This is a genomic window from Flavobacterium sp. KMS (assembly GCF_000813005.1).
In the GTDB taxonomy this organism is placed as follows: Bacteria; Bacteroidota; Bacteroidia; order Flavobacteriales; family Flavobacteriaceae; genus Flavobacterium.
In genome coordinates, this window is record NZ_JSYP01000010.1 from 114,388 (window position 1) to 139,827 (window position 25,440).

Genomic DNA, 25,440 nt, shown 5'->3' on the forward strand with positions numbered 1-25,440 from the left:
TTTAAACTATGATATTCCGAACATAAAAGCAGCTGTTATAAAAGCAAGAATTGTTAAAATGCCCAAATTTGCAAAAGCTGGTTTTTTTCTTTTTTTGATAAATAAATAGATCATTTCAGCAAATAGACCAATACAATACATTTGGATAATTAGGAATCCAAAAATGAATAATCCTAAACCACCATCAACATGTCGGTGCATATCTCCGTCACAATGTTTATGAGGATCATATGTAAAACTCCAAATAAGGAAAAGACTTCCTAGCAATAATGCTAAAATTGCTATTCGTATTAAAACATGAAACAATATCTTTTTTAAATCCATGTTTAAATTATTGCATGATTGGATTTGTCTTTTGAATGAACAAATTAATTTCACATTCCAAAAGTTGTGTTTCTTCATGAAAGCTTTCGCAACTCATCGTACATAATGTATAATCGTCTCCAGCAAATTTAGAAACTAAAGTTGCTCGTGTAATTATGCTCGTGTTCACTTTTGGCAATTCGTATATTTTAAGATTTTTAAGCGTACTGATAAAACCAATAACGCTTACATTTTCTTCTTTGTCAGGATTAGCAAAATATTTTTGTGCTACAATAGAAGAGCAGGTTTGCGCCACATTCTCAATTAATCCGGCTTCGATAAAAATATTCTTGTCGACAAAAATATTATCTTCTTTAATTAAAAAAATGGTTTCTACACTTTGAGCATCTATCGTAAGAATCAAATCTACCATAAGCATTGGCTCACGGTGCGGGAGATAATTTCGGATGTCTACTAGAGTGTCCATTTGTTATATTATTTAGCCAAAACGGTTTTCATTTGTCCGTTGGCAATTTCTTCGTTGTTTAAGGTCGTAACAATATCTACCAATGTTATTCCGGCAAATTCTTGTATAATAGTAATCGTCGATTGTATCTCGTCGTTAACATTAGGCAATTTCTTTATATCAATTTGCTTTATAGAACCTATATATCCTGTCGGTGCTTTTTCTTGTTTTAAGAAAAAAACATATCCTGTATGTAAAGCCACAGATTGCGCCATATGTTCTATTAATCCAGCTTCTAAAAAAATTCCGTTTTCTGAGAAAATATTTTCACTTTGAATTTTTAAGCCAGCAACCAAAGAACTTTCATCAAATGAAAACATTTTGTCTACCATTACAAAAGGGAACTTTTGAGGTAATAAATTTTCGACTGCTTCTTTATCTAGAATAGGTTTTGTCATGATTTAGCAAACCGTTAAATACGCATACGCAAATGAGAATCGTCCGCTTTCGGGAACTGATAAAAGAATGCGGTCGCCTACTTTTAATTTTCCTGAGTTCATTAATTCTTCAACAGCAAGATAAATGGATGCCGAACCTACGTTTCCAACATTAGCAAGATTCATAAACCATTTTTCATCGGCTATTCCTACATTGTTTTCTTCTAGGTTTTTCTTTAAACCTTCAACAAAAAAATGAGAAGAAACGTGAGGGATAAAATAATCAATCTGGTCTGCAGTAACGGCATTTTTTGCCATTGCTTCACTCATGCTTTTTGCGCCCTTAGCCAAGATAAATTCATCTAATAATTTTACATCTTGTTTGATAGAAAATACAGATTCGTTTAACCATTCTTCTGGAGAGTAATCACTCCAGGGTTTTATCTCGCCAGATTCTAATTTGTCTCCTCCAGCATACATACAAGTCTCTAATTCATAAGCATACGAAAAAGCTTCCATCCATTCTATTTTTAAGGAAATAGGTCCTCTTGGTTTATTTTCTAATAAAAAAGCACCAGAACCATCGGATAACATCCATCTTAAAAAATCCTTTTTAAAAGCGATTATAGGAAGTTCTTCCAGATTCTTTAAATTAGAAACTTCTGGATTATATTTTTGAGATAAGAACCATGACGAAACTTTCTCGGATCCTGTACAAACGGCATTTTTTGAATTTCCTGATTTAATAGAAAGGAAACCATATTTTAGCGAATTCATTCCTGCGCAGCAAACTCCTGATGAAGAGTTTAACTCAACCGATTTGTTCTTTAGTAATCCATGAACCATAGCTGCATGGGATGGTAAAAAAAGATCTGGTGTTGAGGTTCCGCAAGAAAGGACTTCCATATCTTGTGGAGTAAAATCGTTATCAAATAATTTTACGATAGCATTATGCGTTAGCTCCGCATTATTATGCGTGCTTTTTCCTTCTTTGTCTATTGCATAATACCTACTTACAATCTTGTTATTGCGCAAAATAATACGTCTCGCTTTGGAAACGGCATCGTTGATAAGGCCCAAATAGCTTTCCATTTCATCATTTGTGACAGCTTCATTTGGCAAATATTTTGCGGCTTTTGTAATATATACTTCAAACATAATATGGGTGCTAAACTCCTTGGTAATATTGAGTTTCTTTTTTTATTTTGTTTATTTTAATAGGATATGTAATAACGTGCAATATATACACTATTGGGGATATTAACCAAATCGCGAGGAATAAATAAACATTAAATACCTTAAGGAGTACCTTTCTGTTTTTATCATTTCTGGAGATTAATCCTGACCATTTGGTAAAAATTTTATTAGCAGTTTTATCTACGGTTACCAAATAAGAACTAATACGAACGGCTGAATTTGCGATTAGTTTAGGTTGTAGGTCTTTTAAATTATTTTCTTTTAGATTTGAAGCAATAATATCTCCAAATTTTGAGGATTCCTGAATGTCTTTTTCAGATACTCCTGGTAAAGGGAAAATACCCAAATACTTTTTTTTAACTCCAGAGAACATCCATTCTACAATAGTAATCACACTTATTAAATTGCCAACACGATCTACTAAAGCTACGTTTCCAACCAAATTTGCATTGGCTTCTTTTAGTAAAACTTTAATTTTTTCCTGCGCCATAATCCACATATTTCTTGAACCACTTATGGTTACTACAGGAGTATTATTTAATATTTTATGTGCTTCGGGACTTTTTAAAAAGGAGTTAATAGGGATAGAAGGGGATAAATACCAAACTTGATAGTTTAATAAAACTAAGTCGAATTTTGTATTTAATATTTCTTCGGGAACTGGTTTTAATGCTGTTGGGATTTGCCTAAATGACTCAGGAAAAGCATCAAAAAAAGAATCTTTATCCCAAGGAAAAGGAAAAGGTTTCTCTAATTGTATTTCATGAAACGTTACTTTAAACTCGTCTGAATTCAAGAAAGGTTTCGCTATATTCCGAGCTATACTTTCGAGTTGTCCAGATTGAGAGTAATAAATAAAAAGAACATTTTTCATTTTGGTTGTGGCTTTTGGTTATGGCAAAAGTAATTAATTTTATGAAACGAATTTTCTGATTTTATCGGTTCGCTTTGTGTGAATCCAATCTGGCCAAGTCGATTCATCTTCGGCATCATAAATACGAATTTCTTGATTTTTATCTTCAATAAGTAATTCGTCGGATGTGCAATTAAGAATCAAAGCGGCGGCAGCAACTCCTGAATAGGTTGCCCCTGCAACACCATGTGATAGTGTACACGCTCCACATAAAAATAAATTTTCGATCTCGGTTTTGTTTTTATAGGAGAATGGACCAACTTGATTTAATGTTTTTTCAGTTCCATATACATTGCCTTTGGTCGAATTGATATAAAACTCATTTGTTTTTGGTGTTCCTAATTCGGCTTGAACAATATTTTGTTTTGCATTTGGGATGATTTTCTCCAGATTGTTCATCAGTTTATCAATCACTTTTTCTTTGAAAACTTTATATTCTTCATTATGATAATCTTCTAATCCGTTAAAATCTTTTAAGTTGTCATAATTTACATAAGTAACGATTTCAAAATTGTGATATCTTCCGTTAAAACTTGCTGGATCTTTAAGTGTTGTGCAACTTATAAAAACGGCAGGAAATGAATCGCCAGAATCAATGTTGTTACTCATTAGGTTTTCAAAATTTTCATCGTCGTTTTCATCTTTCATCATCCATATATTTCCCGAATCAATATTAAATTGGGTAACATCCATATCTAATGTCAGGAATAAAATTAATGAGGTTACGGAGTATTTAGTTTTCTGTAGTTTCTTAATAAGTGATTTACTTAAATGTTCTTTACCTATTAAGTTTAAATAGGTAATAGACGGATCAGCATTGGAAATAATATTTTTAGCAAAAATGGTTTCTCCGTTTTCGAGTTCAACTCCTATTGCTTTTTTATTCTCAATAATTATTCTTTTGACATTTTGCTTTATGCGAACTTCTCCACCATGTTTTTTTACTCCATTTGTCATTGCTTTTACAATACCTCCACCTCCGCCCATGGGATAAAAGCCTCCATCAAAATAATGTCCCATCACGGAACAATGTACAGGGAAACAGGCTCTATTTGGCGAAAGCCCATGATCACCACATTGTATATTAAGGACAGCTTTGAGCATTGGATCTTTTATATGCCAGCCAATTACTTTTTTTAAAGGGAATAAGGCAAACTTGCCAAAATGTTTGGTTCGGAAGGGAACTGTTATTTTCTGCCACAAACCTTTTAGTTTTGGCATTAGTTGCAATTCAAAATTTACTTTCTCGACTAAGGAAAGATATTCGGTTATGTTTTTTTCTTCTTTAGGAAAATGTGATGAAAGTGTTTTTTTGAGGTTGTCGATTCCTGCTGGTAAATCAAAAGTTTGGTTTCCGATCAGGCAATGTTCGTATGCTTTTTTATTCATTCGGAAAAACACCATATCATTGGCAATTCCTAAGCCACGATAAAGTTCATTGGTAGACGCTCCTTTATCTATAAGACCTACATAATGTACGCCAGGACTAAAACGTTGTCCCTTTAACATAAAGCTATGACTCCAGCCACCTGGAACATAATGTTGCTCGAGGATTAAGACTTTTTGCCCAGCTCTTGCTAAACAAATTCCTGTTGCTAAGCCGCCAACTCCTGAACCAATTATGATAGTATCAAGCTCTTTCATACTTTATTTTAAGATTTGCTAAAGTATAAAAGAATTCTTACTATATGTGTAGTGGCTTGTTTTATTTTGTGTTTTTTAATTGATTCCAAAAATCAAAATAATTGAACCATTGTAGGGGATACTTTTCAAGCATGGATTCAACGTTTTCTATGTAAGCACGTAATAACCCTTTTTCATCGCGATGTTTTACAGCAGCTTCACGAGCATATAAGTGATAATGCAAGTTTGGTTCTTTCATTACATACACAAAAACTACGGGAACTTTTAATCGGGAAGCAATTAAAAATGGTCCTGCCGGGAAATTAGCTTCTTGTCCTAATAGTTTGTCTGATAATGATTTTGTTCCTTCAAAATAACGATCTCCTGTAAAACAGATAAGTTCGTTTCTGCCCAGAGCAGCATTGATTTCGAAAATATGAGACAAATCGTCTTTTATGATAATAAACTTGACAGTTGGTTTTTGGGTAACACTTTCTAAATATTTTTTTATATCCGAATGTTCCAAGTCGGTAGTAACCAAATTGATTTGAAAATTGATATCGATTTCTCCGAAGAAATGTTCTGCAATTTCAAAATTCCCAATGTGGGCACTAATTAAAACACCACCTTTTTGTTCGGCAAGTAGTTTTTTTAGTGTTTCGATTCCATCAAATTCATAGGTAAATTGTTCTCTTATTCCGGCAGAAATGGAGACTTTATCTATTATGGTTTGTCCAAAAGTATAGTAACTTTTGAAGACCATTTTTTTGGATTTAAAATAGGAATAGCCTAGTCTTTTATTAAAGTAATAAAAGATGGCACGATTGCTTTTTTTGAGAAAAAGGAAATAATAAGATGCGACAAAGTACAGGAGAAAGTAGGCAGATCTAACACCCGCTTTTTGTATTAAAAAAACGAATATTCTATATCCTAAAACAGTTCCTTTTGATTTGCCATCCCATTTGCTCATTAAGCAGTTTTGGCTTTTAGTTTGGTTTCGATAAGGTCATAAAAGTTTTGAAAAGTAGCAATGCCAACGAAATCAACTTCAACTAATTTTACGCCAAAATTTGATTCAATAGATACTACCAAGTCTACATAATCTAAACTATCTAGTCCTAAAGTATCTTTTAAATTAGCGTTCGGTTCAATGTCATCATTATCAACTTCAAATTCATCAACCAAAAAACCATTAATCTTTTCTATTATCTCTTGCTTATTCATTATTCTATTTAAACTTTTTAACTACGAGTGCAGAATTTGTTCCTCCAAATCCGAAGGAATTGGACAAAAATATATCAATTTTTCTATTTAACGTAGTTTTAACTAAATTTAATTTAGCTGCGGCTTCGTCTGGGTTTTCTAAATTGATGTTTGGAGCTATAAAATTATTTTGCATCATTAGTATAGAATAAATGACTTCGCTTGCACCTGCCATCCAGCATTCATGCCCTGTCATTGATTTTGTGGAACTTACATAAGGATTGCTTTTTCCAAAGATTTCAAAGATTGCTTTGGCCTCATTTTCATCTCCAACAGGAGTAGAGGTAGCATGTGCATTTATGTAGTCAATGTCCGACGCATTTAATTTTGCATCATCAAGTGCTCTTTGCATTGCTATGGCTGGACCTTCTACATTTGGAGTCGAAATATGTCCTCCATTTGATGAAAATCCGTAACCGCCAACTTCGGCAATTATAGTTGCACCACGTTTTATCGCAGATTCATAACTTTCTAAGATTAAAGTTGCTCCTCCGCCACTAGGCACTAAGCCATCACGACCAGAATCAAAAGGTCTTGATGCTTTGGTAGGGTCATCATCTTCGGAAGCAAAAACACCTAAACCATCAAAACTGCTCATTGCATATTTGTTGATTTCTTGTGCTCCACCACAAATTACAATATCTTGAAATCCGCTTTTTATTAAAAAATAAGCCAGACCTATGGCGTGAGATCCACTTGCACAAGCGGCGCTTATGGTTAAATTAATACCTCTTAACTTAAAGATTGTCGAAAGGTTCATTGTAACAGTTGAGTTCATGGATTTAAAAATTGCTCCAGAACCAATTAAGGCTGTATCTTTTTTTTCTCGAACAATGTCGGTTGCATCAATAATAGCTTTAGATACGCTATCGTTACCATACATAATACCAACTTCGTTATTGTCGAAAAAAGAATCATCTATTCCAGCATTTTTCAATGCTTCGATGGTAGCCATATAAGCATATTCGGTTTCTTCACCAATGCTCATACGTTGTCTTCGGGTTAGTAGACTTTTTAAATCTGGTTTTGGAACCATACCAGTTAAGGCCGATTGAAAACCAAATTCTTTTCTCTCTGCATCAAATTGTATTCCTGATTTTCCATTGTACAAGGATTCTTTTACTTCGTTTAATGAAGTTCCGATACATGAGTAAATTCCCATTCCTGTAATTACAACTCTCCTATTCATCTTCTTTTTTATAGTAATTTTTTAAGAATATATTCCGCCGTTTATGTTTATAACTTCACCAGTTATATAACTTGATTTATTTGAAATCAAAAAGCTTACCAAATTTGCCACTTCTTCTGCTTCGCCAAAACGATTAACAGGAATTAATTTTAATAATTCTTTTTCGTCTAACTGGCTCGTCATATCAGTTTTTATAAACCCTGGTGCAACGGCATTTACGGTAATATTTCTTTTGGCTACTTCTTGAGCCAATGCTTTGGTAGCAGCTACAATTGCGCCTTTTGCAGCAGAATAATTGGTTTGACCAGGCGTACCTTTTACTCCCGAAACTGAAACCATATTTACAATGCGTCCGTATTTATTGCGGAGCATTTTTTGAATAAAAAATTGTGTGACATTAAAAAAACCACCTACACTTGTGTTCATAACTCCATTCCAGTCTTCTTGTGACATCCACATAAACAAACCATCTTTTGTAATTCCGGCGTTGTTTACAATTGCCTCAACGATGGCTTCAGGATTTGCATCCTGCCATTTGGTTAATACATTTTGAACTTCTTCAAAATTAGAAACATCAAATTGTATAATCTCAGCAGTTGCGCCTAATTTTATTACTTCTTCAAGCGTTTGTTCGGCAGCAATTTTGTTTGAATGATAGTTAATCAGAATGTGGTACTCTGTATCTACAGCTAATTTTTTACAAATAGCACTCCCAATTCCTCGTGAACCACCAGTTACTAATGCACATTTCATATATGTAAATTTTGTTTTTTATAGGTCATATATGGTATCGCCTTTTTATTTATTGGTCTTGGTGACACAATTTTTATTAGTCGCGATTTCATATATGTAAATTTTGTTTTTTTATAGTCGATTTATGTTATCGCTTTTTTTTACTTACTGGTTTTGTAACCGGTTTTGTTTTAGTTTCTGACTTTGTTTCCGTTTTTGGTTTATCAGAGGCGATTTCACTTATAGTATTTTTTTCTTTTGTTTGCGAAAATAGTTCAGCGTTTTCAAACCATTGGTTACCTAATACAGTTCCGTCTGGTTTAAGAAATCCCCATTTTCCTTCATTTTTTACTCTTGCTAAGCCATCTATAAATCCTTTGTCTTGTTGTACAAATAGAGCAATGACAAATCCGTTTGCTGTTATGGTATATTGAGTTGGGATTACTAGTTTTCCTGATTCATTAATAAATCCCCAGTTTTTTTCTTTTACAGGAGCTAATCCGTTTGTACTAAAAACTTCGGCATCACTATAAGTTGGCGGAATAACAAAATCTGCTTTAGGGTTAATATATCCCCATTTAGATCCAATACAAACCGGAGCTAGATTTTTAGAAAAGGCTTTTGCTTTATCATATATTGGCAGAATTGCCCAACTTCCTTTTAAGTCAATGAATCCGATTTTTCCATCTTTTCTGGCATAAGTCAAATCTTGAGATTCGAAATCCCAAATTTTATCAGCACCTTCTACCGGAATAAATTTCCCACCAGATACTAATCCAAAAATTTTGTCTTTTCTGGCCCAAGCCGTGTTTTTATTATAATTACCAATTTCGGCATAAGCAGGTTCTATAACCTCTTTTCCAGCAGTATTTATAATTCCCCAATTTTTATTGTTTTCTACTCTTGCAAAACCATTTTCAAAAGGTTTGATAACATCATATTTTGGTTCTAAAACAACTGCCATTTTTGAATTGATTAATCCAATTTTGTTTCCTTGTTTTATAAAAGCAACACCATCTCCAAAATCATATAATTTATCCGAAGGTGGTGCAATTTGTACCTCTCCTTTGGTATTGATGTAAACCCATTTTTTATCTTTAGATACGATACAAATCCCACTATTAAAATCTTTGGCGTTATCAAAAGTAGCTGGAATTGCCCAAGCTCCTTTAGTATCGATAAACCCCCATTTTCCATTATCTTCTACAGCAGCTAAGCCTTCAGAAAAACTTCTTGCAGTTTTGTACTGAGGTTCAATACGAAATGTTCCATCTTTAGTAAGATATCCAATTTTTCCGTTTTTCTTAACTAATGCCAGTTCTTGACTATTAACAAATTGAATGCTGCACAGCAATAAAAAAATAAGTGTTTTTTTCATGATTTTAAGATTCAAGATTAATAATGTAAAATAAAAAATTAATTATTTATCAGGTAGTCTTTTACTTTCTGAACAAAAGGATACATAACCTGATCTTCTTTAAATTTAGGTATAATTGTTCTAATATCGTCATATATTTTTTTGGTAACAGACGAGATTTGATCTTTTTGTTCTAAGTAATCAATTGCCTGAACAATAGTAATCAGTTCTATAGCCAAAACTTCAAATGAATTTTCTATCACTTTTGTAGTAATAACAGCAGCATTTGTTCCCATGCTTACAATGTCTTGATTGTCATTGTTGTTTGGGATACTGTGTACATACATTGGGTTAGACAACATTTGGTTTTCAGCAGTTGTTGAGGTTGCAGTAAACTGAACGCCTTGCATTCCGAAATTAAATCCTAATGTTCCAAGATTCACAAATGGAGGAAGGATTTCGTTTATTTTAGAATTTAATAAATAATTCAATTGACGTTCTGCAAGCATTGTAAGTTTGGTAATAACAATCTTTAACTTGTCCATTTCTAGTGAAATGTAATCGCCATGAAAATTACCTCCATGATATACATGTTTGTTTTTTACATCTATAATAGGATTGTCATTTGCCGAGTTAAACTCATCTTCTAGAATCGAACCTACATTATTGATAGTCTCTAAGATTGGACCTAGAATTTGTGGCACACATCTTAAAGAATAATACTCCTGTACTTTCTCTTTAAAGATTTCTTCGGTATTTTCTCCAGTATATAAGTGATCTTCTCTTTTACGGATTAAGGTACTGTCCGAGAGGTTTTCTCTCATTCTTGCAGCTACTTCTCGTTGTCCTTTATGACGTTTTGTTTGGTTTAATTCTTCCGAAAAATGGTCGTCATAAGCCTGTACAATTTCATTAATTGCGCATGAAAACTTTAATGACCAATCTAATAATTTATTGGCGTGATGTACATTTACTACACCTATTCCCGTCATTACTGAGGTTCCGTTTATAAGCGCAAGACCTTCTCTTATTTCTACCTGAATAGGAGTTAGGTTCTCAATTTCAAAAACTTCTTTTGTAGGTCTTCTTTCGCCTTTGTAAAAAACTTCGCCTTCACCTATTAATGTTAATGCCAAGTGAGATAACTGAACCAAATCTCCACTTGCTCCAACTCCTCCATGTTCAAAAATTAATGGGGTAATGTCTTTATTTATGAATTCTTTCATTAAATGAATTACCGAAGGATGTACTCCAGAATTCCCTAAAGAAAGTGTGTTTAATCGAGCTAGAATTGCTGCTTTTACACAAGCTGCATTTAATGGTTTTCCTGTTCCTGAAGAATGGCTTCTTATTAAATTGTATTGTAATTGAATTCGGTCTTCGTCTTTGATACGGTATTGTGCCATTGGTCCAAAACCAGTATTTACACCATAGATCACCTTGTTGCCAGAGAATTCTTTTAAGAAATCAAAGCTTTCATTTACCCGGTCTAAGACAGTTTTACTAATGTCTATTTTACTATTTCCAAAGATTATGGATTCAAATTCTTTTAAACTTAAATATTCGCCAATTGTGTTCATTTAACCCTTTTTGATTATGCTAAATTAATTTTATTTATTAAAATAAATGTAGTTATTTTGATGATGGCAAATGTAAGGCAATAATTAATAACAATTCGTATATGTTAAAGGAGTTTGTAGATGTTTTAATAATAGGAGCGGGACCCTCTGGATGCGTATCAGCAGCTTATTTACGTAAGAATAATTGTAAGATAAAGGTTGTTGAGAAAACTAAATTTCCTAGAATTGTTGTTGGTGAGAGTTTAATACCACGTGTAATGGATCATTTTGCCGAAGCAGAATTATTTGATAGTCTCAATGCAATGAACTTTGAGAAAAAGTTAGGAGCGAGATTTATAAGAGGAAATGAAATTTGTGTTTTTGATTTTTCTAATAAATTTTCTGAAGGTTGGGATTGGACCTGGCAAGTTCCAAGAGCCGATTTTGACAATACGATGGCTCAGGAATTAATTCGAAAAGGAATTGATTTAGAATTTGAGTCGGAAGTTATAGAAGTTTCTTTTGAAGGAAGCAATTCAAAAACTATTGTGAAAGATGTAAATGGAAATTTAAAAGAGATTCACGCCAAATTTATTATTGATTCTAGTGGTTATGGTAGAGTTTTACCAAGACTTTTAGATTTGGACAAGCCATCGGCTTTAGATCCGCATTCTTCTATTTTTACGCATGTAAAAGATATTAACAGACCAGAAGGTGTAGAGGGAACAATGATTTCTTTTGATGTTCTTGAAACTGAAGTTTGGCTATGGGTAATTCCTTTCTCTAACGGAAATACAAGTTTAGGAGTGGTAGGCCCTACAGATTTCATCAATTCACTTTCTGAGAATAAAGACAATGCCGAAGCATTAAAAAATGCTATTCAGCTTTCAGATTATTATATTAAAAGATTTCAGGGAACAGAGTTTTTATTTGAACCGATTAAGTTAGAAAACTATTCTCGCTCGGTAAAGAAAATGTATGGTGATGGATTTGCTTTGACAGGAAATAGTACTGAATTTTTAGATCCTGTATTTTCATCGGGAGTTGCTTTTGCTACCGAATCGGGTATGCTTGCTGCAAAACTTTATTTGAAACAATCTCAAGGAATTCCTGTAGATTGGGAAGTAGAATTTACCGAATATATGAAACGTGGAATTAATGTTTTTACCACTTACGTGAAAGAATGGTACACAGGAAATTTACAAACGTTATTCTTTCATCAGCCAGAGAACCCAGATGTAAAACGTAAAATCTGTGCTGTGCTTGCTGGATATGTTTGGGATGAAGAAAACCCATTTGTGAAAAAACACGATAATGTAATTAAAAATATGGCTTACCTCTTAAATATGGAAAGTAAGAAAAAACAAAACCCTAGTGAAAACTAGGGTTTTTGTTTTTTTTGAATCTTATTTGTATGCTTTCTTCAGAATCATTTTAGAAAGTGATTTTGCTGTTTTGGCATAACCTTCTCCAATTCTTGTTTCATTATTAAAATTATTTCCCCATTGATCTCCTGGGGCTTCTTCGCTTTTTATTTCTAACAATACATTTGATTTATTAGCTGTTTCTACAAATTTTAAATTAGTCGTAACTTTTGCAGGTTGTTTCATAATTCCTGCGTCCCAGCCCGGATAAATCCATACTGTTTGTACGATTAAAGTATAAGGGGTATTTAAACCTTCCTGAAAGTTTACGTCTTTACCAGCTTTAGATAATACAATGTTTCCTATTTCTAAAAATTTTGGAGTCCAGATTTGTTCTTTGGCAACGACCCATCTTTTGTACCAAAGATTTCCGTTCCCTTTTGCTTTTTTGTCTAAATCGACTTTGTGTTCTTCAACATATTGTGCTTCTGGTTTATTTTCTTTCATCATAGTAAAGTTGCTATAATCAAATTCGGTATTAATTTCTTTTTGGTCTTTCAAGAATTTAAAATCTCCAGATACAACTTTCATGTCTTGTGCAGACATTGCGAAAGAGAGGAATAAAAAGGCAACTATTAGTTTTTTCATTTTTTGTTTATGCTTAAACGGTTGGTTTATTAATTTTTTTAGTGCTCAAATGTAATTAAAGGTTATTTGTAAAATATTATTTATCTTGTTAATTTTTTTAATGTTCGCTTTTTAAAAGAACTTATTCTATTTAATAAAGAAAGGATACCATTTACAGTATCCTTTCTTTATTAATTAAGCTGTATCGTATTACCAGAACTTCACATATAGAGAGGCAATAATCAATAAAGTAATTACTATTAATACAGTTGTTTGTGGTTTTAATTTAAACATTGTAGTGTCTAGCTCAAATGCTTTCGGGTTTACTTTTGGACCTGCAAAACTTATAAGAACCATTGCAAGTGTAGTAAAGCAGAAAGATAATCCCATACAAATATGGAACGGAATCTCGTAAGCTCCTTTTCCGTTTGGATAAGCAGTATATAACAATGTGTCGTTACCAAATAATATTGGAGCATATTCATTGAATAAAATAGATAATACAAATCCTAAAATCACACCTACAATAGCTGCAGCTCCAGTGGTTCTTTTCCAGAACATACCAAGAATAAACATGGCAAAAACTCCAGGACTTATAAATCCAGTGTATTTTTGGATGTAGGTAAAACCTCCAACACCGCCAATTCCTAAAATATCATTCCAAGTAAATAAAACAGCCAAAAGCATTGCGGCAAAAACAGCAATTCGACCAATGTTTACTTGTTGTTTTTCACCAGCTTCTTTTTGGATATATTTTTTATGAATGTCTAGCGTATAAATAGTCGAAATACTATTTACTTTACCAGCCAATGAAGCTACAATTGCCGCGGTTAATGCAGCTACCGAAAGTCCTTTTAATCCTGTTGGCAAGAAAGTTAATACCGCAGAGTACGCTCCATCTTTTCCGCCAACAAGTTGAGGTAAATGTCCGTTTTGATATAAAACATAAGCGGCGATACCAGGTAACATAACAATTAGAGGCATTAATAGTTTTAAGAAACCAGCAAATAATATACCCGTACGAGCAGTTTGCAAATCGGCACCCAAGGCTCTTTGAGTAATGTATTGGTTACAACCCCAATAGTTAAGGTTGATAATCCAGATACCAGCTACGTAAGACAATATACCAGGGAAAGTTAAGTACTTATCTATTTCTAACTGAGAAGAAGTTGCTGTTGGTTTTGGGATAATCATTTTAAAATGTTCTGGAGCTTCTCGCATCAAAACTTTAAAACCGGCAATTGCATTTTGACCCACGCCAAAATATTGTCCTACAGTTGTTAAAGCAATATAAGAAGTTACTAATCCGCCTATGATTAAAACAGCAACCTGAATAACATCTGTGTAAGCAACAACTTTCATCCCTCCTAATGAAATTATCAAAGCAAAAAGTGCCAATCCTATCATAATAACATGAAGGTATTCTCCTCCCGCCAATCCGTTTATGGCTACAGCTCCTAAGTATAAAATAGAAGTAAGGTTTACAAAAACATACAGAAACAACCAAAAAACAGCCATAATCAAAGCTGTTGATTCATTATAACGTGTTTTTAAAAACTGAGGCATGGTGTATATCTTATTTTTAAGATAAACAGGAATAAACCATACGGCTACAATTATTAAAGTAATAGCAGCAACCCATTCGTAAGCCGCAACTGCAATTCCTAAAAAGAAACCTTCGCCACTCATTCCGATAAACTGTTCTGCCGAAATATTAGACGCGATTAATGAAGCTCCAATTGCCCACCAAGTCAGGTTTCCTTCGGCAAGGAAATAAGCTTTGGCGTCTTTTTCGTCTTTTTTACGTTTGCGATATATAGTATAACCGTAGGTAGATACTACGATAAAGTAGATTATAAAAACCGCATAATCTGCGATGGCAAGGTTTTGGTTCATGGTTAATTGTGTTTAAGGAGGTAATTAATATAAAGTATTTCGTGGTTATAGTTATTGGTTTTTTTAAATACACTGAAATTTATAGACAGTTTTATGATGGTATTTATCTTCTTTTCTTAGTATCGAATTAGGAAAACGAGATTGATTAGGCGCATCGGGATAGTTTTGAGTTTCAAAACAAATACCGCTTAAAGCATGATAAGTAACGTCTTCTTTTCCTTTTATTTCGGTGGAGCAATTACCACCTACAAAAACATGTACACTTGGCTGATCTGTATAAACCGTCATTCGCAATCTGCTTGTTGGGCTATAAAGTGCAGCGGCAATATCATTTTTAGTTTCTATTATAAATGAATTATCAATAATAGGCGGACAGTTTGCAGGAGTTCTAAAATCGAAAGGATGGTTTAAAAGATTTAAGATATTTCCTGTTGGGATATTCTCAGAGGATGTTTCTAATATTTTATCCGAGTTTACAATCATTTCTTGGTCAGTAACGCTAGAACCATGTCCGTTAAGATTAAAATAACTGTGATTCGTTAAGTTTATAATGGTATCCTGTGTCGTAGTAGCATTATATTCTAATTGTAGCTCATTGTCATCAGTTAGCGTATAGGTTAGGCTTACAGACAAATCTCCGGGATAATTTTCTTCATTTGCAGGACTTAAAAGAGTCATGGTTATTGATTGATTTTCACCTTCGGTAATTGCTTCAACTTCCCACTTTTTCTGAGCAAAACCTATAGTTCCGCCATGTATAGCATGATTGTTATTGTTTTTGTTTAAAAGATAAGTCTTATCATTTAAGGTAAAAGTTCCGTTGTTTATTCTGCCGGCATAGCGTCCTATTGTAGCACCAAAATAGGGAGCGCCAGATAAAGAGTATGATTCTAAATATTTATCTAAGGTATCAAAGCCTAAAACCGCATCTATAAGTTCTCCATTTTCTAGCGGTACGATTAATGAAGTAATCGTTGCACCATAATCGATAATAGTGGCTTGCATGCCATTTTTATTGGTTAATTTATAGGAATGAATAGCTTCGTTGTCAGGTAATATACCAAAGAATTCTTTTGTGTTTATATCTGTAAAATGTGATTTGTGTTTTATTTTCATTATTTTTTTGTGAAAAATGAAATTCAAAAATATGTATATTATTAATGTAATCCATACCAGCACCTACCAGTTTTTTGTATATTGCATGAAAATATTATCTTTTATGAATATAATTTCTATCCAGAATAATCTAGGTATTCCTAAATACAAACAGATTATAGCTTCAATCGAGAGTAGTATTAATAAGAAAAACTTAAAGAAAGGCGATAGATTGCCATCAGTAAATAAAGTGTGTTTGGCTTTTTCTTTATCAAGAGATACTGTTTTGCAGGCTTATGATGAATTAAAAAAAAGAGGGATTATTTATGCCATACCAGGAAAGGGGTATTATATTAAAAGTGTCGAAATCACAATCAAAGAGCGCGTTTTTTTACTTTTTGATGAGCTTAATAATTTTAAAGAAGATATCTATATTTCCTTTTTAAGAAATATTGGAGAAGAAGTACAAGTTGATATCTTTTTTTATTATTTCAATACAAAGGTTTTTAAGAAACTAATAAATGATAATAACGGAGCATACACTAAATATATAATTATGCCAACCGATTTGGCAGATGCAGCTTCCTGTATAAATACCCTACCAGTAAATGAGGTTTATATTTTGGATCAGACGAGTGAAGCTTTAAAAGCATATCCTTCAGTTTGTCAGAATTTCCCAAAAGATATTTATGATGCATTAGTTAAGGGAAAACCTAAGCTGGATAAGTACAACAAATTAATTATGATTTTTCCAGGATTTAGAGAACCTTTAGGAATGAAAATTGGGTTTCTAAATTTTTGTAATGATTTTTTATTTGAGAATGAAGTGATTACTGAGTTTAGAGAAAGAGAAATTAAAGTAGGAGAAGTGTATATTATCCCTAATGACAGAGATTTGGTTCGGGTTATCGAAAAAGCAAAGCGTCAGGATCTAAAACTTGGTCACGATTTCGGAATTATCTCTTACAATGAAACACCATTAAAAAAAGTGGTAGAAAATGGGATAACAACTATTTCGACAAATTTTGAAGAAATGGGAAAAATTATGGCAAAGATGGTTTTGTCTGGAAAGAAGCAAAACATCGAAAATAAATCGTCACTTATAATGCGTAACTCATTATAATCGGAAACTCAGAAGTTGCATTTTTTAACTAATAAAAAAGTATGGGATTTAAACATTTATTTAAAGCAGAAGCCAAATGGTCATCAAATAAAAATGAGAAAGGTTTCGTTTCTAAAAATCATGAGATAATAATTGAAGGAAAGCCTGTTTTGAGTGTTTCTGCGGCAAAAGCTTTTAAAGGAGATGCAGAGTTATATAATCCTGAAGACATGTTGTTAAGTAGTCTGGTTTCGTGCCACATGATGTCATATCTTTATGTATGCGGTCAAAACGGAATTGAAGTTTTGAGTTATTCTGATAATGCTGAAGCAACTCTTGAAGTAGAATTTGATGGAAGCGGACGCTTTACTGAAGTTCGATTAAATCCAAAAGTTACTATCGCTAATCCTGATAAAATTCAATTAGCATTAGAACTGCACAAAAAAGCAAATCAGTTATGCTTTATAGCTAATTCTTGTAATTTCCCAATCTTGCATAATGCTAGTTGTGAAGTGGGATAATAAAAAAGAAAACTTATTGATTCTTTGTGTTTTTTTCTTTGGAAAACTTTGGGAAATAATATCTAGGGGATATAAAATAAAAATCCGTCAAGTAGAAACTACAAGACGGATTTAATATTTTGAAATCAGATAAGATTACTCTACTTCAGTAACTCTCATGGTGTTTACCATTCCTTTATCTTTAATAGGCATTGCTGCTAGGTTGATTAAGTAATCTCCTTTTACAACATATCCTTTATCTTTTACGATTTGATTTACATCAGTTACAGTATCATCAGTACTTACATCTTTGTCATAGTAGAATGATTTAACTCCCCATAAAAGACTTAATTGAGTTAAGATTCTTTTGTTAGAAGTAAATACTAAAATGTGAGCAGATGGTCTCCAAGCCGAAATTTGGAAAGCAGTATAACCACTATTTGTTAATGTGCAAATTGCTTTAGCTTTAATAACGTTAGCCATAAGTGCAGCTTGCTGACAAATTGTTTTAGTAATAAAACGTTTTGTTTTTATTTGTGGTGTGTTTTGTGGAACATGAATTAGCGGAGAGTCTTCAACAGCTTCGATAATTTGTGTCATTTTTTGGATAACCTGAACAGGATAGTTTCCTGCAGCAGTTTCTCCAGATAGCATTACAGCATCAGCACCATCCATAACAGAGTTTGCAACGTCGTTTACTTCCGCACGAGTTGGAGTTAAACTAGTAATCATAGTTTCCATCATTTGTGTTGCCACAATTACAGGAATACGAGCAGTTTTTGCTCTGCGGATTAATTCTTTTTGAACCAATGGTACTTCGTGAGCAGGAAGTTCAACTCCTAAATCTCCACGAGCAACCATTAAAGCGTCGCAATAAGCAACGATTTTATCCATATTCTCTAATGCCTCTGGCATTTCGATTTTAGCTACAATCGGAATTTTATAATCAGAATGTTTATCAATTAACTCTTGTAAGTCTTGTAAGTCACGTGGTGTTTTTACAAAAGAAAGAGCTAACCAGTCTACTTTTTGCTCAATAGCAAAAATTGCATCAGCAATATCTTTTTCTGTCAATGCAGGTAAAGATATTTTAGTATTAGGAAGGTTTACACCTTTTTTAGATTTTAATTCACCACCTTGAATAACTACAGCGGTAACTTCTGTTTTTTTATCAGTTGTAAGGATCTCAAAGATAAGTTTTCCATCATCTAATAAAATACGCTCTCCAGGATTTACATCATTTGGAAAGTTTTGGTACTTCATGAAAACTTTTTTTGCAGTACCTATAATATCTTCAGCAGTAGTAAAAGTGATTACATCACCATCGTTTACTACAACTCCTTCTTCCATTACTCCTACACGAAGTTTAGGTCCTTGTAAATCTCCGAGTATTGCCGTGGTATAACCAAACTCTTCGTTAAGTCCTCTAATAATGTTGATTTTCTCTTTTACTCCTTCGTAATCTGCATGCGAAAAATTAACTCTAAACACATTAACACCTGCTTCGATCATGTCCTTGATGATCTCTCTAGTTCCACATGCAGGCCCAAGTGTGGCTACAATTTTGGTTTTTTTGTTTGTAAGCATTTCTATTAAAAAATTAAATTGTTTTTTGATTTTATTTTATTTGTATCAACTATATAAACCGTTGAGATGGTATCAATGGTATTTAATATTTGTTGTATTTTTAATATATCGAAAGCTTCCTCACTCTTTTCAATTTTTAAAAAATAATCAACTTTTTTAAACTCAGGTAGTAGATATACTTTTGTGGCGACCTCCATCGAAGTATCTGAAAATAAATCCTGACTGTCATTTGGTGTATTCTGAATGACTTCATTCTTATTTTGAATTAAATCCCAATAAAGTTCTTTTTCTTCATCGTAATAATCAAATCGTGAAAAATGAGTCTCACCTTCTTTCACATTAATTTGGATTTCATTTTTACTTTTACTCAAAAGAACCGGGAAGTTTTGATTGATAAAATAAGCCAGTCGATAATCTTCCATAGAAGTATGTATGGCAATCAAATTATAATCAATTTCATCAAATTCGCCTAATTCTAATTTATGAATAGCCATTTCCTGAAAAAATAAGTTGTAAATATACTATTTCTATTGCTGGTTCAATAGTTAAGATTGGTATGTTTTTGTTAATTTATAAACGAAAACGATGTAGTTTTAAGAAAACTAGTTTTATTTCTTGTCCATTTTTTCTTGAAATGCAAAATACGCACGTTGTGATGCTTTTTCTTCTGCTTTCTTTTTGGAAGTTGCTCGCGCTCTTGCGACTACTTTATCGTCAATACTTAATTTAACGCCAAATAAACGTTCTCCACCAATGCCATTATCCTCAAAAATATCATAATGGAATATCTTTTTTTCTTTCTGACACCATTCAATAACTAAGCTTTTATAGCTTATAACTTTTCCCTCAAGTCGGGTAATATCTACGTACGGACCGATTACGCTGCTTTGGATAAATTTTTCACAAAAAGAATACCCTCTGTCAAGATAAATGGCTCCAATAAGCGATTCGAAAATGTTACCATGAATGTTTTCTCCAAAGTGTTGTAAAGGCACTTTGCTTTCTATAAAACGAGCCAGATTAAGATCTTTTCCAAGTTCGTTCAAATGTTCTCTACTTACGATTTTAGAACGCATCTTGGTAAGGTAACCTTCGTCTCCAGCAGGAGCTTTATTAAAGAGATGTGCTGCAATTACAGCACTTAGCATTGCATCTCCAAGAAATTCTAAACGTTCGTAGTTAATAGGATTTCCGTTTTCGTCCAGTCGATTAGAAGAGCGATGAGTAAAGGCTTTCTTATAAAATTGAAGCGAAATAGGTGGAAATCCAAGGATTTTTTGAATAGAATCAAAAAAAATCCCGTCTTCTTGAGAACGGGATTTTGAAAATATTTTTTTGAAAATACTCATAAGAAAATTAGTCAACTAATTTTTTAAATAAAACACAAGCATTGTGACCTCCAAAACCAAAAGTGTTACTCATAGCAACATTTACTTCTCTTTTTTGAGGTTTGTTTAGTGTTAAATTTAATGAAGGATCTATTTTCTCATCAGCAACCGTATGATTGATTGTTGGAGGAACAATACCGTGTTGCATAGCAAGTATAGAAGCAATAGCTTCGATAGCACCAGCAGCACCAAGTAAGTGTCCAGTCATAGATTTTGTAGAGTTGATATTGATGTTTTTGGCATGATCACCAAAAACAGCACTAATCGCTTTTAATTCAGCAACATCTCCAAGTGGAGTAGATGTACCGTGCGTATTAATATGATCAACATCTTCAGGTTTCATACCAGCATCACGTAATGTATTTTTCATTACAGCAATAACACCAAGTCCTTCTGGATGAGGTGCTGTTAAGTGGTACGCATCAGATGACATTCCGCCACCGCCAATTTCGCAATATATTTTTGCTCCACGTGCTTTAGCGTGTTCGTAATCTTCAAGTACTAATGCACCAGCTCCTTCACCTAAAACAAAACCGTCACGTGTAGCATCAAAAGGTCTTGAAGCAGTCTCAGGACTATCATTTCTGGTTGATAAAGCATGCATAGAGTTAAAACCTCCCATTCCTGCAATTGTAATAGCAGCTTCAGATCCACCAGAGATGATAATATCACACATTCCTAAACGAATGTAGTTAAAAGCATCAATAAGTGCATTGGCAGAAGAAGCACAAGCAGAAACAGTTGTATAATTTGGTCCCATATAACCATTTCTCATAGAAATGTGTGCAGGGGCAATATCAGCAATCATTTTAGGAATAAAAAACGGATTGAATTTTGGTGTTCCGTCTCCTTTAGCGTAGTAAATAACTTCTTCTTGAAAAGTTTCTAAACCACCAATTCCAGCTCCCCAGATAACTCCAACTCTTTCTTTGTCGACGTTGTCATCAGTAAGACCAGCATCTTTTATAGCTTCGTCACTTGCGGCAACAGCATATTGTGCAAATTTATCTAGTCTACGAGATTCTTTACGATCCATAAAATCTTCGATGTTGAAGTTTTTTACTTCACAAGCAAATTTCGTTTTATGTTTCTCTGTATCGTAATACGTTATTGGGGCAGCACCGCTTACTCCATTAATAAGCGCGTTCCAATAATCCTGGATGTTATTCCCAATAGGGGTAAGTGCGCCTAATCCTGTTACAACAACTCGCCTTAATACCATAAATAATGTGTTTTATTAGCTTTAAACAAATAAAACCCACGCTTTCTTGATTGTATTATATTACAAAAGAGCCATGGGTATTACAATATAAATATATTTTTTTGATTGAAAATCAACCCAAAATTTAAATTTTTATAAAAAATAATAACACCCGATTTCTAAAAATTCCAATTTTTTGAAATTTCAAATTCCAATCTTGGAATTTGACTTTTGATTTTTGTAATTTTTAAGAGTCGGGTGGGAATTTATTATTTTTTAGCTTCTTCGATATAAGAAATAGCTTGACCTACAGTAGCAATGTTTTCTGCTTGATCGTCTGGAATTTGGATATCAAATTCTTTTTCGAATTCCATAATAAGCTCAACAGTGTCTAATGAGTCAGCTCCTAAATCATTAGTGAAGCTTGCTTCTGTTACAACTTCGTTTTCGTCAACACCTAATTTGTCTACGATAATCGCTTTTACTCTTGATGCAATGTCTGACATAATCTTTAATTTTAGAATTTAATTTGTTGGCAAAAATAAAAAACTTTATTTTAAAACCACGATTTAGTTAATAAATGTAACACTAATTTATAAAATTAATTTCAACAAAGGGGTTCGAATGTTATTTATTTTGGTTTTTTATTCCGTTTTTTGCAAAAAATAAATCAATTCGAGTATGAAAAAAATTATTGTTTTTGCTTCAGGTTCAGGGAGTAACGCCGAAAACATAATAAAATATTTCGCTGAAACACAAATTGCAAATGTGGTTTCTGTGTTTACCAATAACGCTAATGCGAAAGTAATTGAAAGAGCCAAAAACTACCAAGTTGAGGCCCAAATTTTCACCAAAACCGAATTAATTGACGGTAATGTACTACAAAAAGTAAAATTAATTGATCCAGATTTGATCGTTTTGGCTGGATTCTTACTTCAATTCCCAAAAAACATTATCGAGGCATATCCTAATAAAATAATTAACATTCATCCTGCATTATTACCTAATTATGGAGGGAAAGGAATGTATGGAATGCACATTCACAGAGCAATAGTCGAAAATAAGGAAAAAGAGACAGGAATAAGTATTCATTATGTAAATGAGAATTATGATGAAGGAGCGATTATCTTTCAGGAAAAAGTAGCTTTGATTGATACGGATACAGCAGAAGATGTGGCTGCTAAAATCCATGAATTAGAACAAAAACACTTTCCAGAAGTGATTGATAGATTAATTAGACTGGCTTAGACTTCTTAGATTTTTAGACTTTTAATTGGAATCATAAATTTTATTCTAGATTTAAAAAAAAGAATTGAATTGATGTTTTGTTATGAATTTTTAAGTTATCATAAATGAAGCTAATTGTTTAATGATCCAATAATCGAACAGTCTAAGAAGTCTAGAAGCGAAGCAAGTCTACTGTCTAAGTAGTCTAACAATCTAAGAAGTCTAAGTAAGTCTAGATTCTAAGTAGTCTAAAATCTAATAATCTAAGCAGTCTAAAATGAATCAACACGAAGTACATATATATACAGATGGCGCGGCTAAGGGGAATCCTGGTAATGGGGGATATGGAGTAGTTATGGAATTGGTTGGAACACCACATAAAAAGGAATATTATGAAGGATTCCGTCTTACTACAAATAACAGGATGGAACTTTTGGCAGTAATAGTAGGTTTAGAGAAACTTAAAAAACCAAATATGAAAGTTCTTGTTATTTCAGATTCAAAATATGTGGTTGATTCTGTTTTAAAAAAATGGGTTTTTGGTTGGGAAAAGAAAAAATTTGTTGGAAGAAAAAATCCTGACTTATGGAAACGTTTTTTGGTTATTTATAGAAAACACCAAGTTGATTTTAAATGGATAAAAGGGCATAATAATCATCCTCAAAATGAGCGTTGCGATGAATTGGCAGTTATGGCTTCCATGCAAAAGCAACTTTCTATAGATGCTTATTATGAAAATATAGGATCTAAAGAAGCATAAAAAAACGTGTCAGGGAAACATTTTCCTGACACGTTTTTTTTTAAAGTAATTGTATTGTTTTATTCTTTGTCTAAATCTTTAGATTTATTGAAGCCTACAAGTAATCCAATTCCTGCCATGGTAAAAATTGTAGATGGATAAACTGCACCATCTTGCAAAGAAGTGTACGTTGTAATTAGTAAGGCAATGAAAATTCCAATTCCGCTTCCTATTAATAAAAAGGCAAAATTTAAAATAAGGACTTTCCATATTGGTGTACTATTGTTTTTTCCTTTCATGAAAATACTGGCATCGACACCTTTTTCTATGAGAGCTAATCGTTCTCTGTTTCTGGTTGAATAAATAAGATAGATAATTCCGAATATCATTAAGAAAAGGCTAATTGGCACTAAAATTTGTGGTCCCATAATTTTTTATAATTTAATTGATTGATATTCCATATGACGAGATAAGTTTAACTGAGGTTACAGATTTTGTCAAAAAAAATATTTTAACTTAGTTGTAACCTTAATGAGTTTGTTGTCGTCATATGGAATATGGATAAAGTAAATGATCAGTATTATATCAATCAGGTTCTTTTAGGGGAAACTAATATGTTTGCAGTATTAGTTGATCGTTATAAAGACATGATCTTTACTATGGCTATAAAGATGGTAAAAAATAGAGAAATAGCCGAGGAAGTTTCTCAGGATACCTTTATTAAGATTTTTAATTCCTTGAATAAGTTTAAAGGAGATTCTAAGTTTTCGACCTGGATTTATAAAATAGCCTATAACACGTGTTTGGATTATTTGAAGAAGAATAAGAAAGATGAAAACCACGTTGTTATCGATGAACTTAAAGGATATTTGATTAAAACTACAGATAACGCTTTAAGTATTTTGGAAAATCAAGAACAGAAGCAAGATATCCAGAATTGTTTAAATTTGTTACCAAGTGAAGAAAGTTTTCTATTGACACTTTTCTATTTTGACGATCAGAATTTAAATGAAATAGCTAAAATCATGGATATTAGTGTCAGTAATGTTAAAGTGAAGTTATTCCGGAGTAGAAAAAAATTAGCAGTTATTTTAAAAGAGCAATTAGAACCTGAAATATTAGATTATTATGAAAGAGAGCGATGAATATTACGAAAATTTAGTAGACAAAGTTATGGCAGAAAGTGCTTTGCAAAAGCCTTCAGCTGATTTTACTTCAAAGATCATGTCACAAATTTTAATTGCAGAGAAAAGTAAAGCCATTGTGTATAAACCACTAATTTCAAAATCTGTTTGGTTTGTGATTCTGGTATGCTTAATTGCTTTTGTTGGGTATGTAATTTTTGGTGGAAACGAAACGAAACAAAACGATTTGGTTGTAAGTGATTTGCTTTATTCTAAAATTGATAATATGACTCCTTTGTTTCAGTTTTCAAAAAACACATCTTATGCAGTTTTAATTGTAGCTTTAATGGCCTTGATTCAGATACCAGTATTGAAGAATTATTACGATAAAAGATATAGATTCTAAATCGCGTTTTTTTAGGTTTTTCTGATTTATTTATTCTTATAAATGTAAGAAATAATCTAGTATTTGTAAGGTGTAAGTATTTGGTTTTTAGTGTATTTGGTTGATTTATTGAGTTTCGTTTTTTATGAAAATTTTGATACAATCA

28 protein-coding genes are annotated in these 25,440 nt (G+C 32.7%); 7 read left to right on the plus strand and 21 right to left on the minus strand.

Annotated elements, in window-relative coordinates; all coding sequences use genetic code 11:
* Nucleotides 1-6: 6 nt before the first annotated feature.
* From OA93_RS11580 to OA93_RS11635, 12 genes are all read right to left on the minus strand, one after another.
* The gene (locus OA93_RS11580) at nt 7-324 is read right to left on the minus strand and encodes a hypothetical protein (RefSeq protein WP_039113381.1); all 318 of its coding nucleotides are present in this window, start codon (nt 322-324) and stop codon (nt 7-9) included.
* Nucleotides 325-331: 7 nt separating this feature from the next.
* The gene (locus tag OA93_RS11585) at nt 332-790 is read right to left on the minus strand and encodes an ABC transporter permease (protein ID WP_039113383.1); all 459 of its coding nucleotides are present in this window, start codon (nt 788-790) and stop codon (nt 332-334) included.
* Between the two features lie 8 nt (nt 791-798).
* Nucleotides 799-1,230 carry a hypothetical protein gene (locus OA93_RS11590; RefSeq protein WP_082001807.1) on the minus strand — a complete coding sequence of 144 codons (432 nt, stop codon included), beginning with the start codon at nt 1,228-1,230 and terminating at the stop codon, nt 799-801.
* Nucleotides 1,231-2,364, minus strand: coding sequence for a beta-ketoacyl-ACP synthase III (locus OA93_RS11595; RefSeq protein WP_039113385.1), 1,134 nt, complete (start codon nt 2,362-2,364; stop codon nt 1,231-1,233).
* A gap of 10 nt (nt 2,365-2,374) precedes the next feature.
* The gene (locus OA93_RS11600) at nt 2,375-3,277 is read right to left on the minus strand and encodes a hypothetical protein (RefSeq protein ID WP_035620065.1); all 903 of its coding nucleotides are present in this window, start codon (nt 3,275-3,277) and stop codon (nt 2,375-2,377) included.
* A gap of 39 nt (nt 3,278-3,316) precedes the next feature.
* Nucleotides 3,317-4,960, minus strand: coding sequence for an NAD(P)/FAD-dependent oxidoreductase (locus OA93_RS11605; protein ID WP_039113387.1), 1,644 nt, complete (start codon nt 4,958-4,960; stop codon nt 3,317-3,319).
* 61 nt (nt 4,961-5,021) lie between these two features.
* Entirely contained in the window at nt 5,022-5,909 is an 888-nt protein-coding gene (locus OA93_RS11610; protein WP_039113389.1) for a lipid A biosynthesis acyltransferase, read from the minus strand.
* Nucleotides 5,909-6,163: a phosphopantetheine-binding protein gene (locus OA93_RS11615; protein WP_035620058.1), complete on the minus strand. Its 255-nt coding sequence runs from the start codon at nt 6,161-6,163 to the stop codon at nt 5,909-5,911. The genes OA93_RS11610 and OA93_RS11615 overlap by 1 nt, the downstream gene beginning before the upstream one ends.
* A 4-nt stretch (nt 6,164-6,167) precedes the next feature.
* Nucleotides 6,168-7,391, minus strand: a complete 1,224-nt coding sequence (locus OA93_RS11620) for a beta-ketoacyl-[acyl-carrier-protein] synthase family protein (protein WP_039113390.1) — start codon at nt 7,389-7,391, stop codon at nt 6,168-6,170.
* 21 nt (nt 7,392-7,412) lie between these two features.
* A complete protein-coding gene (fabG, locus tag OA93_RS11625; RefSeq protein WP_039113391.1) occupies nt 7,413-8,144 on the minus strand; it encodes a 3-oxoacyl-ACP reductase FabG in 732 nt (243 codons plus the stop codon).
* Nucleotides 8,145-8,271: 127 nt separating this feature from the next.
* A complete protein-coding gene (locus OA93_RS11630; RefSeq protein ID WP_039113392.1) occupies nt 8,272-9,501 on the minus strand; it encodes a WG repeat-containing protein in 1,230 nt (409 codons plus the stop codon).
* Between the two features lie 38 nt (nt 9,502-9,539).
* A complete protein-coding gene (locus OA93_RS11635) occupies nt 9,540-11,060 on the minus strand; it encodes an aromatic amino acid ammonia-lyase (RefSeq protein WP_039113393.1) in 1,521 nt (506 codons plus the stop codon).
* Between the two features lie 101 nt (nt 11,061-11,161).
* Here OA93_RS11635 and OA93_RS11640 point away from each other — a divergent pair, with 101 nt between their 5' ends.
* Nucleotides 11,162-12,424 carry an NAD(P)/FAD-dependent oxidoreductase gene (locus tag OA93_RS11640; RefSeq protein ID WP_039113394.1) on the plus strand — a complete coding sequence of 421 codons (1,263 nt, stop codon included), beginning with the start codon at nt 11,162-11,164 and terminating at the stop codon, nt 12,422-12,424.
* 21 nt (nt 12,425-12,445) lie between these two features.
* Here OA93_RS11640 and OA93_RS11645 read toward each other — a convergent pair whose 3' ends face one another.
* The 3 genes from OA93_RS11645 to OA93_RS11655 form a co-directional block, all read right to left on the minus strand.
* Complete coding sequence (locus OA93_RS11645) at nt 12,446-13,051, minus strand: hypothetical protein (protein WP_039113397.1); 606 nt, start codon at nt 13,049-13,051, stop codon at nt 12,446-12,448.
* 189 nt (nt 13,052-13,240) lie between these two features.
* A complete protein-coding gene (locus OA93_RS11650) occupies nt 13,241-14,926 on the minus strand; it encodes a sodium/sugar symporter (protein WP_039113398.1) in 1,686 nt (561 codons plus the stop codon).
* A 63-nt stretch (nt 14,927-14,989) separates the two neighbouring features.
* Nucleotides 14,990-16,042, minus strand: a complete 1,053-nt coding sequence (locus OA93_RS11655) for an aldose epimerase family protein (RefSeq protein ID WP_039113399.1) — start codon at nt 16,040-16,042, stop codon at nt 14,990-14,992.
* A 103-nt stretch (nt 16,043-16,145) separates the two neighbouring features.
* Between OA93_RS11655 and OA93_RS11660 the strand changes: the two genes are divergently transcribed.
* The gene (locus OA93_RS11660; protein WP_039113400.1) at nt 16,146-17,144 is read left to right on the plus strand and encodes a GntR family transcriptional regulator; all 999 of its coding nucleotides are present in this window, start codon (nt 16,146-16,148) and stop codon (nt 17,142-17,144) included.
* A gap of 41 nt (nt 17,145-17,185) precedes the next feature.
* Entirely contained in the window at nt 17,186-17,644 is a 459-nt protein-coding gene (locus tag OA93_RS11665) for an OsmC family protein (RefSeq protein WP_039113401.1), read from the plus strand.
* A gap of 135 nt (nt 17,645-17,779) precedes the next feature.
* On the opposite strand, the gene pyk is transcribed toward OA93_RS11665, so the two are convergent.
* From pyk to OA93_RS11690, 5 genes are all read right to left on the minus strand, one after another.
* On the minus strand, nt 17,780-19,210 hold the full coding sequence (gene pyk / locus OA93_RS11670; protein WP_039113404.1) for a pyruvate kinase: 1,431 nt from the start codon (nt 19,208-19,210) through the stop codon (nt 17,780-17,782).
* 5 nt (nt 19,211-19,215) lie between these two features.
* Nucleotides 19,216-19,704 carry an IPExxxVDY family protein gene (locus OA93_RS11675; protein ID WP_035620033.1) on the minus strand — a complete coding sequence of 163 codons (489 nt, stop codon included), beginning with the start codon at nt 19,702-19,704 and terminating at the stop codon, nt 19,216-19,218.
* 114 nt (nt 19,705-19,818) lie between these two features.
* Nucleotides 19,819-20,559 carry a ribonuclease III domain-containing protein gene (locus tag OA93_RS11680; RefSeq protein WP_039113406.1) on the minus strand — a complete coding sequence of 247 codons (741 nt, stop codon included), beginning with the start codon at nt 20,557-20,559 and terminating at the stop codon, nt 19,819-19,821.
* 7 nt (nt 20,560-20,566) lie between these two features.
* Nucleotides 20,567-21,820 (minus strand): beta-ketoacyl-ACP synthase II, encoded by a 1,254-nt coding sequence (fabF, locus tag OA93_RS11685; protein ID WP_039113407.1) that lies wholly within the window; start codon nt 21,818-21,820, stop codon nt 20,567-20,569.
* Between the two features lie 248 nt (nt 21,821-22,068).
* A complete protein-coding gene (locus OA93_RS11690) occupies nt 22,069-22,305 on the minus strand; it encodes an acyl carrier protein (protein WP_007137004.1) in 237 nt (78 codons plus the stop codon).
* A 175-nt stretch (nt 22,306-22,480) separates the two neighbouring features.
* Between OA93_RS11690 and purN the strand changes: the two genes are divergently transcribed.
* A complete protein-coding gene (gene purN, locus OA93_RS11695) occupies nt 22,481-23,047 on the plus strand; it encodes a phosphoribosylglycinamide formyltransferase (RefSeq protein WP_039113409.1) in 567 nt (188 codons plus the stop codon).
* 256 nt (nt 23,048-23,303) lie between these two features.
* Nucleotides 23,304-23,786 carry a ribonuclease HI gene (rnhA, locus tag OA93_RS11700; protein ID WP_035620021.1) on the plus strand — a complete coding sequence of 161 codons (483 nt, stop codon included), beginning with the start codon at nt 23,304-23,306 and terminating at the stop codon, nt 23,784-23,786.
* 59 nt (nt 23,787-23,845) lie between these two features.
* Here rnhA and OA93_RS11705 read toward each other — a convergent pair whose 3' ends face one another.
* Entirely contained in the window at nt 23,846-24,193 is a 348-nt protein-coding gene (locus OA93_RS11705) for a DUF6249 domain-containing protein (protein ID WP_039113410.1), read from the minus strand.
* 129 nt (nt 24,194-24,322) lie between these two features.
* Between OA93_RS11705 and OA93_RS11710 the strand changes: the two genes are divergently transcribed.
* Together OA93_RS11710 and OA93_RS11715 are read left to right on the plus strand one after the other, a co-directional pair.
* Entirely contained in the window at nt 24,323-24,910 is a 588-nt protein-coding gene (locus OA93_RS11710) for a sigma-70 family RNA polymerase sigma factor (RefSeq protein WP_039113411.1), read from the plus strand.
* Nucleotides 24,894-25,295, plus strand: a complete 402-nt coding sequence (locus tag OA93_RS11715; protein ID WP_039113412.1) for a hypothetical protein — start codon at nt 24,894-24,896, stop codon at nt 25,293-25,295. Before OA93_RS11710 ends, OA93_RS11715 begins: the two co-directional genes overlap by 17 nt.
* Nucleotides 25,296-25,440: the final 145 nt, after the last annotated feature.